This is a genomic window from Acetobacter musti, from assembly GCF_011516835.1.
Lineage (GTDB): Bacteria > Pseudomonadota > Alphaproteobacteria > Acetobacterales > Acetobacteraceae > Acetobacter > Acetobacter musti.
Genome location: NZ_WOTB01000007.1, coordinates 30,594 through 43,808, shown reverse-complemented (window position 1 = coordinate 43,808; position 13,215 = coordinate 30,594). Strand labels below are relative to the sequence as shown.

Annotated in this window: 13 protein-coding genes; 4 read left to right on the top strand and 9 right to left on the bottom strand. The window is 59.8% G+C overall.

Annotated features, from left to right (window positions below; translation table 11 throughout):
- Positions 1-63 precede the first annotated feature (63 nt).
- Complete coding sequence (locus tag GOB93_RS07175) at positions 64-1,212, bottom strand: glycosyltransferase (RefSeq protein WP_173582913.1); 1,149 nt, start codon at positions 1,210-1,212, stop codon at positions 64-66.
- A gap of 29 nt (positions 1,213-1,241) precedes the next feature.
- Positions 1,242-2,234 carry a hopanoid-associated sugar epimerase gene (hpnA, locus tag GOB93_RS07170; protein ID WP_173582817.1) on the bottom strand — a complete coding sequence of 331 codons (993 nt, stop codon included), beginning with the start codon at positions 2,232-2,234 and terminating at the stop codon, positions 1,242-1,244.
- 194 nt (positions 2,235-2,428) lie between these two features.
- Between hpnA and GOB93_RS07165 the strand changes: the two genes are divergently transcribed.
- The 3 genes from GOB93_RS07165 to GOB93_RS07155 all read left to right on the top strand — a co-directional run bounded on the left by GOB93_RS07165 (position 2,429) and on the right by GOB93_RS07155 (position 4,638).
- Positions 2,429-2,596: a hypothetical protein gene (locus GOB93_RS07165; RefSeq protein WP_173582786.1), complete on the top strand. Its 168-nt coding sequence runs from the start codon at positions 2,429-2,431 to the stop codon at positions 2,594-2,596.
- 73 nt (positions 2,597-2,669) lie between these two features.
- Positions 2,670-3,734, top strand: coding sequence for a lysylphosphatidylglycerol synthase domain-containing protein (locus tag GOB93_RS07160; RefSeq protein WP_242010602.1), 1,065 nt, complete (start codon positions 2,670-2,672; stop codon positions 3,732-3,734).
- Positions 3,727-4,638, top strand: coding sequence for a prephenate dehydrogenase/arogenate dehydrogenase family protein (locus GOB93_RS07155; RefSeq protein WP_173582816.1), 912 nt, complete (start codon positions 3,727-3,729; stop codon positions 4,636-4,638). Before GOB93_RS07160 ends, GOB93_RS07155 begins: the two co-directional genes overlap by 8 nt.
- 23 nt (positions 4,639-4,661) lie before the next feature.
- Here the strand turns inward: GOB93_RS07155 and GOB93_RS07150 are convergent, their stop codons facing one another.
- Positions 4,662-5,912, bottom strand: coding sequence for a glycosyltransferase 87 family protein (locus tag GOB93_RS07150; RefSeq protein ID WP_173582815.1), 1,251 nt, complete (start codon positions 5,910-5,912; stop codon positions 4,662-4,664).
- 206 nt (positions 5,913-6,118) lie between these two features.
- On the opposite strand from GOB93_RS07150, the gene GOB93_RS07145 reads away from it, so the two are divergent.
- Positions 6,119-6,763: a 2OG-Fe(II) oxygenase family protein gene (locus GOB93_RS07145; RefSeq protein ID WP_242010601.1), complete on the top strand. Its 645-nt coding sequence runs from the start codon at positions 6,119-6,121 to the stop codon at positions 6,761-6,763.
- A gap of 253 nt (positions 6,764-7,016) precedes the next feature.
- Here GOB93_RS07145 and GOB93_RS07140 read toward each other — a convergent pair whose 3' ends face one another.
- From GOB93_RS07140 to GOB93_RS07115, 6 genes are read right to left on the bottom strand one after another with little or no spacing between them, the layout of a single operon-like run.
- A complete protein-coding gene (locus GOB93_RS07140) occupies positions 7,017-7,283 on the bottom strand; it encodes a hypothetical protein (RefSeq protein WP_173582814.1) in 267 nt (88 codons plus the stop codon).
- A gap of 60 nt (positions 7,284-7,343) precedes the next feature.
- Positions 7,344-8,972, bottom strand: a complete 1,629-nt coding sequence (locus GOB93_RS07135; RefSeq protein ID WP_242010600.1) for an efflux transporter outer membrane subunit — start codon at positions 8,970-8,972, stop codon at positions 7,344-7,346.
- A 13-nt stretch (positions 8,973-8,985) separates the two neighbouring features.
- Positions 8,986-9,897: an HlyD family efflux transporter periplasmic adaptor subunit gene (locus GOB93_RS07130; protein ID WP_173582813.1), complete on the bottom strand. Its 912-nt coding sequence runs from the start codon at positions 9,895-9,897 to the stop codon at positions 8,986-8,988.
- A 37-nt stretch (positions 9,898-9,934) separates the two neighbouring features.
- Positions 9,935-10,129, bottom strand: a complete 195-nt coding sequence (locus tag GOB93_RS07125) for a DUF1656 domain-containing protein (protein ID WP_173582812.1) — start codon at positions 10,127-10,129, stop codon at positions 9,935-9,937.
- Positions 10,129-12,498 (bottom strand): FUSC family protein, encoded by a 2,370-nt coding sequence (locus GOB93_RS07120; RefSeq protein ID WP_338422315.1) that lies wholly within the window; start codon positions 12,496-12,498, stop codon positions 10,129-10,131. Before GOB93_RS07120 ends, GOB93_RS07125 begins: the two co-directional genes overlap by 1 nt.
- Positions 12,495-13,025: a MarR family transcriptional regulator gene (locus GOB93_RS07115; protein ID WP_338422314.1), complete on the bottom strand. Its 531-nt coding sequence runs from the start codon at positions 13,023-13,025 to the stop codon at positions 12,495-12,497. Before GOB93_RS07115 ends, GOB93_RS07120 begins: the two co-directional genes overlap by 4 nt.
- Positions 13,026-13,215 lie beyond the last annotated feature (190 nt).

Here is a 13,215-nt window from a genome sequence, read left to right as displayed (position 1 = left end):
AAGATGCCTACACCGTTGCGGCACGACCGGCACAGATCGGCATTGCGACAGCATGGCATCCCGTCAGTCATGACCGGCCCCGGTATAAGCCCTGTTCTTCCACTGCACGCCTCGCCCCCTGTGATGATCAGCGGCGGAACTGATCGTCGCAGCCGTATAGAAAACGGCTATGGCAGGCAGCAGCACGGCCCGGAGCGGCGACATCCGGAACCGCCGGAGAGTGGGAACATAGGACATCATCGAAACCAGCCATGCGAGCAGACCAAGCATGCGCGGCAACCCTCTGGCGAAAACCGCAAAAAGAACCGGCGCGATCCATATCAGTGCCATCCCCATGACCGTGCCCAGCAGCAGCAGAGGAGAATAATGGAGCTGAACATACGCCGTGCGGGCGATCATCCTCCAGATATCCGACGGCCTGGGATAGGGACGAACCGAACGCGCCAGACATGAGTGGCCAAGATAGATCCGCCCTCCGGATCGCTTGACGTGCGCCGCCAGAGCGCAGTCATCGATCAGAGCGCCTTTCAGCACCTCGATACCGCCAATCCGGGCCAGCGCGGCGCGACGGATCAATATCGTTCCGCCAGCCGCTCCGGCAGTCCGGCTGCGCGGATCATTGACCCGTGCGAAAGGATAAAGAAGAGCGAAGAAAAACACGAATGCCGGCACCAGAGCCTTCTCAGCCGCGCTGACACAGTTCAGCTCGACCATCTCTGAGACAATATCGAGTCCGTCCCGCTCCGCTTTCCCGACAAGCGTGGAAATATGAGCCACGTCATGCTCGATATCGGCATCCGTCAGCAGAAAATAACCCTCGTCCCCGGGGTCTTCCTCGCGGACTCGCGCAATCCCCTGCTGCACGGCCCAGAGCTTTCCGCTCCAGCCCGACGGACGAGGCTTTCCGTCAATGACCGTCAGCCGGCCACATGGATCAGGCAACGCCCGCGCCATATGACCCGTTCCGTCCGCACTTCCGTCATCCACAAGAACGACGCGAAAGGCACCCGCATAATCCTGCGCCAGCAGGGATGCGGCGCAACTCTCAATCGATCCGGCCTCGTCCCGCGCAGGAACAACCACAGCAACCGGCGGCGAAGCATGCACCGCCTTATTACGTCTCAGAACTGGTCCCGCCTGCCAGAACCGGCCATGAAAGAAAATCAGAAAAAACCAGATGGCCGCAGAAAGAGCGGCGAGAAAACTCATCATCTGACGTCTCATCCGGCATTATCTCTTATTCAGAGCATCCCGACATCACGAAACCAGTCAATGGCGTCTTTAACCGCCTCACGCGCCGGCCTCGGATGGTAACCGAGTTCGCGGACAGCCTTATCCGAAGAAAAGAACATCTTCTTTTTCGACATGGCTAGCATTTCCCGCGTCACACGCGGCTCGATTCCGAACCTGCGGGACAACCATTCCGAAGCAACGGCAACCGGCCAGATGACTTCCTGCGGAAGACTGATACGCGGCGGCTTTACCCCGGCAATTTCAGCGACCATGCGGAACAGGTCACCAAGCAGATAATTCTGCCCACCAAGAATATAGACCTCACCGATCCGGCCCCGTTCCAGGGCCAGCGCATGCCCTTCGGCAACGTCATCAACATGCACGATGTTGACGCCCGTATCGACATAAGCCGGCATGCGCCCGGCGGCACAGTCCAGAATCATCTGGCCGGTCGGCGTAGGCTTGATGTCACGCGGCCCGACAGGCGTCGACGGGTTCACGATAACAGCCTGCAGGCCGCGCTCGCGCGTCAGACGCAGAACCTCCTGCTCAGCGCGATATTTCGATTTCTTGTAAATCCCGATCACCGAGTGCTCATGAACAGGCGTCTCTTCATCAGAGACCGTCCCGTCGCCGATCAGCCCAAGCGCCGCAACTGATGAACAGTACACGATCCTTTCCACACCGGCAGCCTGCGCGGCGAGCATGAGCAGACGGGTGCCCTCGACATTGGCAGCCATCATCGGCGCCGGATCAGGCACCCATAATCTGTAATCGGCCGCGACATGAAAGACGTAACGGCATCCGCTGACGGCTCTGGCAAAGGTCGCCGGACGGGAAAGATCACCCTCGACGAGCTCCGCCGGGATGTCCGCAATATTCCGGCGGTCGCTTCCCTCGCGAACCATCAGCCGCAGATTATGGCCGCGGGCAAGGAGAGTACGCGCGACAGCCGACCCCACAAAACCCGTAGCACCTGTAACGAGCGTCGGTGCGGTCATGCACTGAATTCCTTCAACATTACGGTAACACTGAAGGATATTGCTTATCCCGATGATATCCGGAAAGGCCAGAGCCGCCGGTGAGAGAAAACAGCAACCCAGACAACCCCGGACGAGACACGTATCCGCAGTATGGTACGTGCAGTCTGGCATGTGCAGGGTCATTAGTGTATGGCGGAGCCCTGTTTTCTCTTATGGATGCCCGGTTATTGCCGACACGATTGCCGGGCGGCCAGCACCAGACACTGACCCGTGCGGACCACGGCGGAGACAGCCAGAACACGGTCGCACTGTTGCAGTTCCGGAATGCCGTTCGTCCTGACCGGCCCCGCACGGAGTTGCAGGCGCGGCAAGATATTTGAAAGGCGCCTCACTCTCTGTATATCCGGGCGTCCGTGATCAGAGTGGGCTACAGGAAGTGGACATGACGGCGCCTTGAAAAAGCTCACTATCTTACTGACCCTCCTGGGCCTGGCGGCGATCACGGCGGCAACGGCATGGAGTGGTGTCGGCTCGGTCGTCGATGCCGTGACACGCATTGGCGTGGGCGGCTTCATCCTGACGATCCTCGGTCAGCTGGGTGTCGATCTGGTGCTGGGAGCCGCCTGGCATTCCGCCTTTCCGGCAATGAGTTTCATACACCTCTTCAAAGCCAGATTGGTGCGTGATTCCGCCGCAACCTGCCTGCCTTTCTCACAGCTTGGCGGCATCGTCCTCGGCATCCGCGCAACCTGCCAGCACCGCGGCATTCACAACAGCAGCGAAGCACCGGTGGAATGGCCGGAAGCCGCCTGCGCGAATGTCGTCGACATCACGACCGAAGTCCTCGGACAGATCGTGTTCATTCTGCTCGCGGTCACAATTCTGGCAATCGGCGCCGGTTCCAATCCGCTGGTCAAACCCGTCATTATCGGCGCGCTCCTTCTCGCCGTCGGCATCGCCGGCTTCATCTGGACACAGCAGCGGGGCGGAAGCGCGGTCAGACGGACGGTCCGTTTTCTCGGACGACATATCGCCGGACAATGGCAGACAACCATGCTGGACGGCGCCGGCACTCTTCAGAATCTCATGGAAAATGCCTGGTCACACCCGGCACGAATCTCAGCCTCGGCCGCCATTCACTTCGCAGGATGGGTGAGCAGCGCGGCCCTGCTCTGGCTGACCGTCATGCTGCTCGGCAACCATCTCAGCTTTCTTGATTCGATCGCGATCGAGGGCGTGACCTGCGGCCTGCTGTCTGCCTCCTTCCTGGTCCCCGCCGGACTTGGCGTTCTGGAAGGCGCCTACATGGCGCTCGCTCATGCGTTTGGCCTTCCCCCTTCGACCGGACTCGCCCTTGCATTGCTCAGGCGCGGGCGTGAGTTCTGCATCGGGATTCCGGTTCTGCTGCTATGGCAGGCCGGAGAAATGCGGGCTCTCAGACTTCGCGCGCGCATCATGCCCGACGCCATGACAACCGACAGAACCCCGGAACCGCTGGAGGACACACGGCATGGATGACCGGACCACCGCTTCCGATACTCCCCTCTTCGACACCCTGACCGTCATCGGTCCCGGCCTGATCGGTTCGTCGGTTCTGCACCGGGCGCGTCGCGATGGCATGCTGGCCCGCCGCCTGATCGCAGTCGACAACAACCCGACCTTCAGACAGAGAGTCTGGGACCTGGGCATCGCCGACGAAGTCACCGAAAATGTGGCTCCGGCAGTCGCCGAAGCCGACTGCGTCATGCTCTGCGTGCCGGTAGGCGTCATGGGCGAGGTCGCCGCCACCGCGATTCCCGCCATGCGTCCGGGCGCGATCCTGACGGATACAGGTTCGACCAAGGTGTCTGTCATTGATGCCATCAGACCCTCGCTGCGACCCGATATTTCCTATGTGCCGGCGCATCCGATGGCCGGAACCGAATTTTCCGGCCCCGATGCCGGCTTCGCAACCCTGTTCGAGAATCGCTGGTGTCTGCTGACACCCCTTCCGGAAACCAGCTCCGATATGGCGGTCAGCGCCGTCGAATCGCTCTGGCAGCGTTGCGGCGCCCGAACGAAAGACATGACGCCGGAGCATCACGACCGGGTCTGCGCGATCGTGAGCCACCTGCCCCATCTGCTGGCGTTCACCATCTGCGGCACGGCGGACGACCTCGCGGATCAGACCCGGTCGGAAGTTCTGGACTTCGCAGCCAGCGGCTTTCGTGACTTCACCCGTATCGCAGCCTCTGACCCGATCATGTGGCGGGACATCTTTCTGTCGAACCGCGACGCCATCCTCGAAATGCTCGCCCGCTTCACGGAAGACGCCCAGGCAATGGCCAGAGCGATTCGCTGGGCCGACTCCGATTACATCGTCGACCGCATAGAACGCGGACGGCAGATCCGCCGGAGCCTGATCGAGAATCATCAGGCCTGAGCGTACTGCTGCCTCCGTCCCGCTTATTTCAATCCGGCCAGACTGTCGCCACGGCGGAACACAGCCGCCAGGCGAGCGCCAGCCTTCGCGAATTCATCAGGAAGCACACGCCGCATCACGAGCAGCAGTAACGCCGACGCAATAACAGGCGTCGGACATATATGCGTCATGAGCCCCATAAGACGCGCGCCGAACAGGTAAATGTAGGCCAGAAACAGAATGAACTTCTCGCCTGGCAGCCAGTCCGATCCGCGAGCCTGAACCAGCAGCCAGGCAACCGGAAAAGCGAGGCATGCAAGATCATAATCAAGGAGAAAAGGCGTACAGAACGGAAGCGCCGTAATCATCAGGATGATTTCCGGAGCGCATTCGCCCTGAAACCGAAGCGACGCTTTCCGCTGTGTCACACGAAAACACGCCCACCCGACCATGGCCAGAACCAGGACAGTGGCCGTAATCTGCACAATGTAGGCGACCACTACACCGCCATGCAGCAGCCTGACGGACGTAAAGACACTCTGCATTTTCCAGAACGACACATACCCTCTCTCAAAGGTCTCACGCGCGGAATGGCTCATTCGAAAGAAACCGGCCCACGCACCGCTTCCGAACGCCAGCCAGGACGCACCGATCAGCCCGGCACCGGATACCATGCCACCGGCAACTGCCCTCCACTGGCGGGCACACAGCAACACAACCGGAGCGGCCACCAGCATCTGCGGCTTGATCACCAGACACCCGAGACACAAACCGGCCATAAACGGCCGCCGGGGCAGCAGAACCGCGCCCCAGCCCAGCAAAGCTCCGGTCAGCAGCCCGTTCTGTCCGTTGGTCACATCAACAACAGCACCTGGGAACGCAACGATGGGAAGCAAAGCCCAGGACTGAGGCAGAATACGCCGGATCGCGCAGACAAAAGCGATACCGGCGCCCGCCAGCCATACCGAGGCAGATAAGCGAACCGGCAGCAGAGCCAGCGGAATGCATGTCAGCAGAAAAGTCGGCGGATAAAAGAACGCAACATCCCCGAACGATAATTCCGGAAATTCGGCCAGTTCGACAAGATGATGCTTCGATGCATTATAAACGTCAGCGAGATGTCCCGTCAGCACCTGCTTCGATGCGGCCCAGAAGCTGATGAAATCCCCAAAAGGAGGCCCCGAGGCCTGTCTGGTGTTCCAGTACGGCTGCAACAGCATCAGCAGAAACAGAACCCAGCCAAAAAGGCCAAAAATCTCGCTATAGGCACGGGCGCGCCCAGGCGTGAGCCACACGGCACGAATCACCGCCGCATTCATAAAACGCCTGACCGCGTACATTCCTGACCCTTATGTCCGAGCCCGGAAACACTCCTATAAAGCCGTTAACATCGTCTTTCCGGCCGCGATTTCCCTGCGCCTGTCTCCCCGCCCTTACCCGTGTGACAGGCAGGAAACAGAAGCGTATGATCGCGTCCGGAAAGACGATGCGGAGACGTATTATGCCCGTAGCTTCGGTGCGGCCCGATTATGCAGCGTTACAGAAAACCCCTGTCTCTGAAGATCCGTTTCCGCACGTCGTGGTCCCGGATTTCATCCGTCCGGATGATCTCACGGCACTGCACGGCTCCCTTCCTCAGATCACATCCGGTGGTTCTTTCCCCCCAAATGCACTTACGCTCTCGCCACTCGTAAAAGACCTCATCGCCCAGATGGAAGGACCGGAACTGCGGGACCTGATCGCGGATAAATTCGGACTCGATCTGCACGACGCGCCGGTCATGCTGACCATGCGCGGCCGCACGCGCGAGAAGGACGGACGCATCCATCGCGATTCAACGGCAAAACGGGTCACCGTCCTGCTTTATCTGAATCTGCCCGATGCCGCCTTTCAGAGACAGGAAGGCTGTCTGAGGCTTCTGCGAGGCCCTGACGACGTAGAAAATTACGCCGCGGAAATCTCCCCGACCCGCGGCACGCTGGTGGTGTTTCCAAATTGCGAAACAAGCTGGCATGGCCACCGGCGTTACGTCGGCCCGCGATACACCATCCAGCTCAATTATATGGAAACCGGAAGTAAAGCCCGCTCCGAACTGCGGCGCCATAAACTGTCAGCCCTGGCGAAAAGACTGCCATTCGCAGCCTGACCATCACGCGGGCCGACCCTCCCTTCGTAAGGCGTTTATATAATTTGCAAAGACAGGCGTGGTGATTTTCGGGGCTTTGCCCCGAGCCCCACAAAGGGACGCAGTCCCTTTGTTCCCGGTTTGTTAATTAAAGGGGTGAAGGGGAGCGTCGTGCGCAGCACGCTTTCGCGTGATACCTCTTCCGGGTGCAGGGCAGAGCCCTGCTCTGTCTCCTGTCTGCAAAAGACATAAACGTCCTTCCTAAAACCAGCGGTCAGGCGCCATCGATATTTTCCACATCGTCCGATGGCACCGAGGGATCGTTTTCAACCGGTTTCCGGAGCAGAAGGAATCCCGTCAGCAGGAGACCCACACCAAGAACGAGCGGAAGACGCCGCAGAGACCAGATCAGCCACCCGTCACCGGAACCGGGATTATAAATCAAATCCCAGCCTGACAGAATAATCAGCGTAAATCCGACGAAAAAGCTCGCAAGAATAATCACGAGGCGGCGTAAATAATCTGGTTCGTCAGGCGGCATAACGCTCCCCTCGATTCCGGCGTTTTATCCGAGGCAGCCTGTAACCCGTCCGGACACTGTTTACTGCTTCAGCGCACGGGCCCAGATATTCTGCGTTTCCAGTGAAACAGGCAACGCAGAGCTCGTCAGAGGAGCCCCACGCCAACCCGCTCCGATCGCCGTATACAGATTGACCGCATCACGCAGACGCTCAAGCTTGGACAGCGCTTCCGCGTTCTGCGCGTTCAGAGTGGTTCTTTCAGTCGTCAGAACATCCAGAAATCCGATCAGACCCGCCGCATACAGCTTGCGCGCCCGCTCACTCGCCAGCGCACTGTCTTCCGCCGCTTTATGCAACTGCTCCGAATATTCGATGTCGTCGTGCCACGCCGCCATCGAATCCTCGACCTCCTTAAAGCCGGTCAGAACCGTCTGGCGATAATGCAGACGCGCGGCCTCCGCAGCCGCCTGCGCCGCCCGGACCGCCGAGGTGTATTTACCACCATGCACAAGCGGCAGACTCGCCATCATCAGGAACTGCCAGCTCATCGCATTGACCTGGAAGAGCTGGTACATGGCCGACGCATTCGGATTGAAATTCAGCGGAATCACGAAATGCGGATAAAGATCCGATACCGCGACACCGATCTGGGCCGTCGCGACAGCGTAATCGCGCTCCGCCATTCTGATGTCGGGCCGGTTCGCAATCACAATCGACGGCATCGTCGCCGGAAAAGCCGGCACAACCGGCAACGGCTTCACAACCTTCAGTTCTTCCTCAAGCGTCCCCGGCATCTCGCCAACCAGCACGGAAATCGCATGCGTCACCTGAGAGACACGCGTCTTCAGCGGCTCGCGCGCAGCAACCTGCGCATCAAGCTCGGCCTGCGCCTGAGCAATCTGCAGCGTATTGCCCAGACCCTCAGCGTATAACCGGTTCGTCAGATCAAGACTGTCCTGCGCGACGCGGATATTGTTCGTGGCAATCTGAATCTGAAGCTGCGTCACACGCAGCAGCATGTAATCGTTCGCCAGCTCCGAGAGGAGCGTCATCAGCAGCGCCCGGCGCCCCTCGACCGACGCCTCGACAGCATGCTCCTGCGCCTCCACACTGCGCCGGATACGTCCGAAAACATCAATCTCCCACGTCGCCGACATGCCATAGGTCAGCATCGACGCTTCGGGACGATTCGCGGTGTTCCCCGGACGGAGAGGCCAGTTATCGATATTCAGCGAATACCGGGCATCACCACCACCCGCATTGGCATCGACCTGCGGATACCAGGCCGACGCAGCCTTGTCGCGCATCGCCCGCTCGGACAGAATTCTCTGTCCGGCAATCTGAAGATCATAGTTACCTTTGATGGCCGCCTCGACGAGCTTCGTCAGAATCGGATCGTTAAAGGTCGCCCACCACTCCGTCATTTCCTTATCGGTATGGGCAATCTCTTCCGGCGTGGCAGGATGCTCCTCCTCCGCCTCGGTAAATCCCTGAGGCAGCTTCATCCGGTCAGGCTGAAAATTCGGTCCCACCGAACAGCCGGCAAGAAGGGAACCTGCCGAGAGAAACAGAACCGCCCGTCTCCGCAGCCCGGCGATGCGCGTCCGCCACGCCGCCCGCGGCCGGTCCGGCTTTACTGGTGACTCCGATCCATCCGGCATGGACTCTGCGACCGTCGAATTCCCGGCAACCATCATTCTGTCCATCATCGCGTCCGCTGGCTCACAAGTGATCCTGCAGCCAGGTGGTCAGTTTGCCACGACGGCTCTTCGACTCAGGCCCGACGCTGATCGTCGCTGTCATACCCGCAGCCAGCGTCACGCCCTCAGGCACGGTGTCCAGATGAATACGAACAGGAATACGCTGCGCGAGACGGACCCAGGTAAAGATAGGATTTACATCCTGAAGACCGAGCCTGTCCGGGTTTCCGTTGGTATCATTGATACCGCGGGCAATGGAAACAACGTGCCCCGGGATGATCTGCTTATATCCCATCAGCTTCACGCGGGCGACGTCCCCGACATGGACGCCCCACATCTTCGTTTCCTCGAAGTAACCATAGACCCAGTACGAATCCGAATCGATGACCGCAAGCCTCGCCTGTCCGGCGGTCGCATAATCACCGATACGCAGATTCAGGTTGGTTATGAATCCGTTCACCGGTGAATACAGCACCGACCGCTGAAGATTCAGTTTCGCCACATCAAGCGCCGCGCGCGCCGCATCGACCGCCGCAATCTGCGTCGCGACACTGGAGTTGAAGACTTCCTGCTCTTCAGCCGAAACAATGCCGGACAGCCCCATACGGCGCCGCGCATCATTCTGTTTGAGCTTCAGATCTTCCAGCGCGCCGTCAAGCCGCGCCTGCGCTTCCCGGATCGCCAGCCTGAACCGGACCGGATCAAGCACGTAAAGCGGATCGCCTTTATGGACAAACTGGTTGTCCACAACCGGAACCTGCACCACCGTGCCCGATACTTCGGGCGCCACATCCACGACATAGACGCGGACACGGCCATCACGCGTCCAGGGGGCAATCATATATGTGTTCCACAGGGTGATCCCGAGGACGACAGCCAGCGAGACGACCGCCAGGGTCAAAATCACGCGGATCAGAGTGCGGAGCAGCGGCATTGCGGTGACTCAAAAACCTCTAAACGGAAGAAACGGCTCAGACATAGAGAACGAGAAGACAGAGGATGCACGTATAAAGCGCAACCTCGAAAAGAGCGAAGTGCCAGAACCAGCGCATGATCCCGCTCGACCAGAGCAGAAATCGCACAAACATCGTAACGGGCAGCGCGGCGAGCGCGTAGACCACAATCGGCGCCATGAATACGCCGAACAGATTGAACTCGGTCAGCATCAGGCAGCTCTCGGGTCAGGGCGTCTCGGGTATGGTGTGGTCAACAGGCGCAGATCCGTATGAGCACGGGGATGATCCGCGCTCTGCTGCATTGGTCCTTCCTTATGGAAGAAACCCGGCGCGGCGTCGATAAGCTGTGCCGCCTGTACAAGACAGGCTGCCATGCGTCTGGCGGTGCCCAGAACAGCCTCGCCTCCGTCCGCCCCCGCTCCCGGGGCTGCTGAAATGCCGTCATCATCACCCTGCAGCTCCCCGGAAAGCGCTGCCGGCCTGATGTCCGGCCCGGACTGTGAAGACACTTCGGAGGCTGGCCGGACGATTTGCCGCAGGCCGGGCTTTATCGCCGCGGCCGATGCGCGCAGACATTCCGCCGTCGCCAGAGGATCACGTCTCAGCCCGCGTAAAGACGCCAGAGCCCGCATGACAATCTCCTTCTCATCCGGCGTCGCATCCCCCTCACGCAGCAGCGTCCGCAATCGCATGACAACCCGCCCCAGCGCCACAGCGGCAAGCGCCGCATCGGTAACGTGAAACACCCGCGCACCCGTATCAACGAAGGACAGCCGCTGGGTAAGACGCAACACCCGTTGCATCTGAAGATACTCCCAGCCTGGCCAGCTGACCTTTTTATGGAGCGGCAGCGCGGCAAATTTCTGAACCGACCGGCACAGCGCCGTGATGAGCCTTGAAACATCCAGACGCTGGTCAGCAGGAAGAAGCACCCGAAACACGAGCGTCAGAAGAGCCGCCGCGATCAGAAAAGCAAACCATCCGTTCAGCAGCGCGATGTCATCGTACCGCACCGGATTCTGGACCCGCGCCATCACATTGAAAAACACCGCATATCCAAACCCGCGCAGGGCATATTTCGGATGGAACTGAATCCAGATTCCCGGCAGCAGCGACACGACAAGCGAGACCCACAGAAGCGGAAACCCATCAGTCCGGGGCAGAAGGAAGGTCTGAAAAATATAACAGCCGGGAACAGCCAGAGCCGTTCCGGACGCCAGCATAAAAGCGCCGCGCGTCGCCGAAGGCGCCGTGGCAAGAAGACATGATGCCGCGATCAGATAAACCAGCATACTCGGAGCGGACGACCAGTGCAGAATATACCACATCAGACATCCAAGCAGCGTTATGAGCATTCCGCGCGCACCATTACGGAGCGCCGCAGGCCACTCAAATAACGGCATGAGCCTGACGCCCGGCTCATGCCAGGCCACATCCGACAGATTATCCACCGCCAGACCCAGCTGAACCACGATATCCCGTTCCGTATCAATGGCCGCAAGCCCGAGCAGATCCGGCGTTTCCCGCGCAAGCTCCTCAATTCTGACGAGAGCATCCCTGATCCGCTCCCGAATCGGAGCCGGATCGGCATGCAGCAGCGCCTCGGCCGGCATATCCGCCAGTTCCCGCATCAGCGTGCCCGAAATCATCCGGGCTCTGATGACACGTCCGGTATCCCCCGGCGGGAGCTGCTGCCAGGCGGCATGATGAGCACTGAGCAGGCCAAGCAGCCGCGACACGCCTTCATGCAGAGCGGCCGACCGGCGGCTCACCTCGTAATCGACCGAAGACGCATATTCGATCGCCTCCGTCACCGCAGCCGCCTGCGCCAGAAGACGTGCCCGCGCACCGTACGCGGCAGTGCCCATCTCCCGGAACGCGCCTTCCTGCCCGACCTCGTCAGAGCGCGGCGCATCGACGTCCTGCTCCGTCGGAGAGAGCAGCGCGAACTGGGACAGAACGTCGCGAAGAAGCAGTTCTATCCGCGCCGCCGCCGTATTGGGGCTCTTCATCGAGGTGATCTGGAAAACGATCGCCGTACTGACAATGCCAACAACGACAACCGACAATCGCGACATCGCACTGAGAAAGATCCGGTCCGGATCGCCGAAAGCACTGACCGATATGATAATGATCGTGTAGCCTGACAGCACGGCCGCATACGCACGGTAAAAACGCAGCAAAGTGGCGACGCAGCAGGCCGCTCCGATCAGAACAGCGAGCCCGGCAAAGAAAAGCAGAGGCTGCTGCGGAAACGCCGCCATCAGCGCGATCCCGGATGTCGCCCCGATTATTGTCCCGATGACACGCCAGACGCTCTTCGAAATAAGCGCGCCGGGCGTCGGGTTCGCGACAATAAGCACTGTCGTCACTGCCGAAATCGGCTGATCGAGCATCAGAAAACCAGCGAGCCACAGCGCCAGCCCGACAGAGAGCGCAACGCGAGTCGCGTAGAGCAATGTCGGACCAAGACGCGCCCAGTCGTAACGCCACTCCCTGTCAATGGCGTTGCCCAGTTCGCGAAATCGCCGCAACAGGCGGCCAGCGTCGGTTTCAGAAACAGCAACGGAGTCCGTCACGACGCACGCTCCGACGATTCTGAGCTTACCCGGCGCCCTGCCTCCGGATCAGGATCTTCCGCCTCCCGGCTGCGCTGAAGCGCGGCCCACACCTGGTCAAAGACTCCGAGACACTCCCTCAGAGTTCCGTCCGACACACCTTCCAGCAACCGGCTTCCAACCTTATCGGCGGCCTGCAGAACATGATTTGCCATCGCCGCCCCGGAACTGGTCAGGGTAATCAGCTTGGACCGGCGATCATCAGGATCAACATCGCGGGACACCAGCCCCTGTTTCTCAAGAACATCGAGCACACGCACGAGGGACGGCCCCTCGACGGAAAGAGCACGCGCGAGGTCTGTCTGCCTGACAGGCTGTGGCAATGACCGGAGATAATAAAGAGGCCGCCATGTCGCATCCGTCAGATTGAACCGACGCAGATCATGATCGATATCGCGTCGCCAGAGAGTCGCCAGACGCGCGAGACGATGCCCGAACCGGCGCCTGAGCAGCGTCAGATCCTGAATGTTTTCATGAGTATCCGACACAGACTCGCACACAGCAGGATAGCCCGGCTCTCAATATAGAAAGGAGACAAACTGTTCGTATGCTAATTATTAGGCTTCAGCAAGACCCCGTTATCAGGCGGAACAGACAATTCGCTTAACCCGGGCACAGCCAAAGATTGCCGGCACAAAAAAGTGTTTGTGTATTTTGTTGTCATGGACAGAGCAGTTT

Excerpts from the sequence above, each read along its gene's own strand:
- GOB93_RS07175 (WP_173582913.1), bottom strand. The coding sequence starts at position 1,212 with ATGATGAGTTTTCTCGCCGCTCTTTCTGCGGCCATCTGGTTTTTTCTG.
- hpnA (WP_173582817.1), bottom strand. The coding sequence starts at position 2,234 with ATGACCGCACCGACGCTCGTTACAGGTGCTACGGGTTTTGTGGGGTCG.
- GOB93_RS07165 (WP_173582786.1), top strand. The coding sequence starts at position 2,429 with ATGGATGCCCGGTTATTGCCGACACGATTGCCGGGCGGCCAGCACCAG.
- GOB93_RS07155 (WP_173582816.1), top strand. The coding sequence starts at position 3,727 with ATGGATGACCGGACCACCGCTTCCGATACTCCCCTCTTCGACACCCTG.
- GOB93_RS07145 (WP_242010601.1), top strand. The coding sequence starts at position 6,119 with ATGCCCGTAGCTTCGGTGCGGCCCGATTATGCAGCGTTACAGAAAACC.
- GOB93_RS07140 (WP_173582814.1), bottom strand. The coding sequence starts at position 7,283 with ATGCCGCCTGACGAACCAGATTATTTACGCCGCCTCGTGATTATTCTT.
- GOB93_RS07135 (WP_242010600.1), bottom strand. The coding sequence starts at position 8,972 with ATGATGGACAGAATGATGGTTGCCGGGAATTCGACGGTCGCAGAGTCC.
- GOB93_RS07130 (WP_173582813.1), bottom strand. The coding sequence starts at position 9,897 with ATGCCGCTGCTCCGCACTCTGATCCGCGTGATTTTGACCCTGGCGGTC.
- GOB93_RS07125 (WP_173582812.1), bottom strand. The coding sequence starts at position 10,129 with ATGCTGACCGAGTTCAATCTGTTCGGCGTATTCATGGCGCCGATTGTG.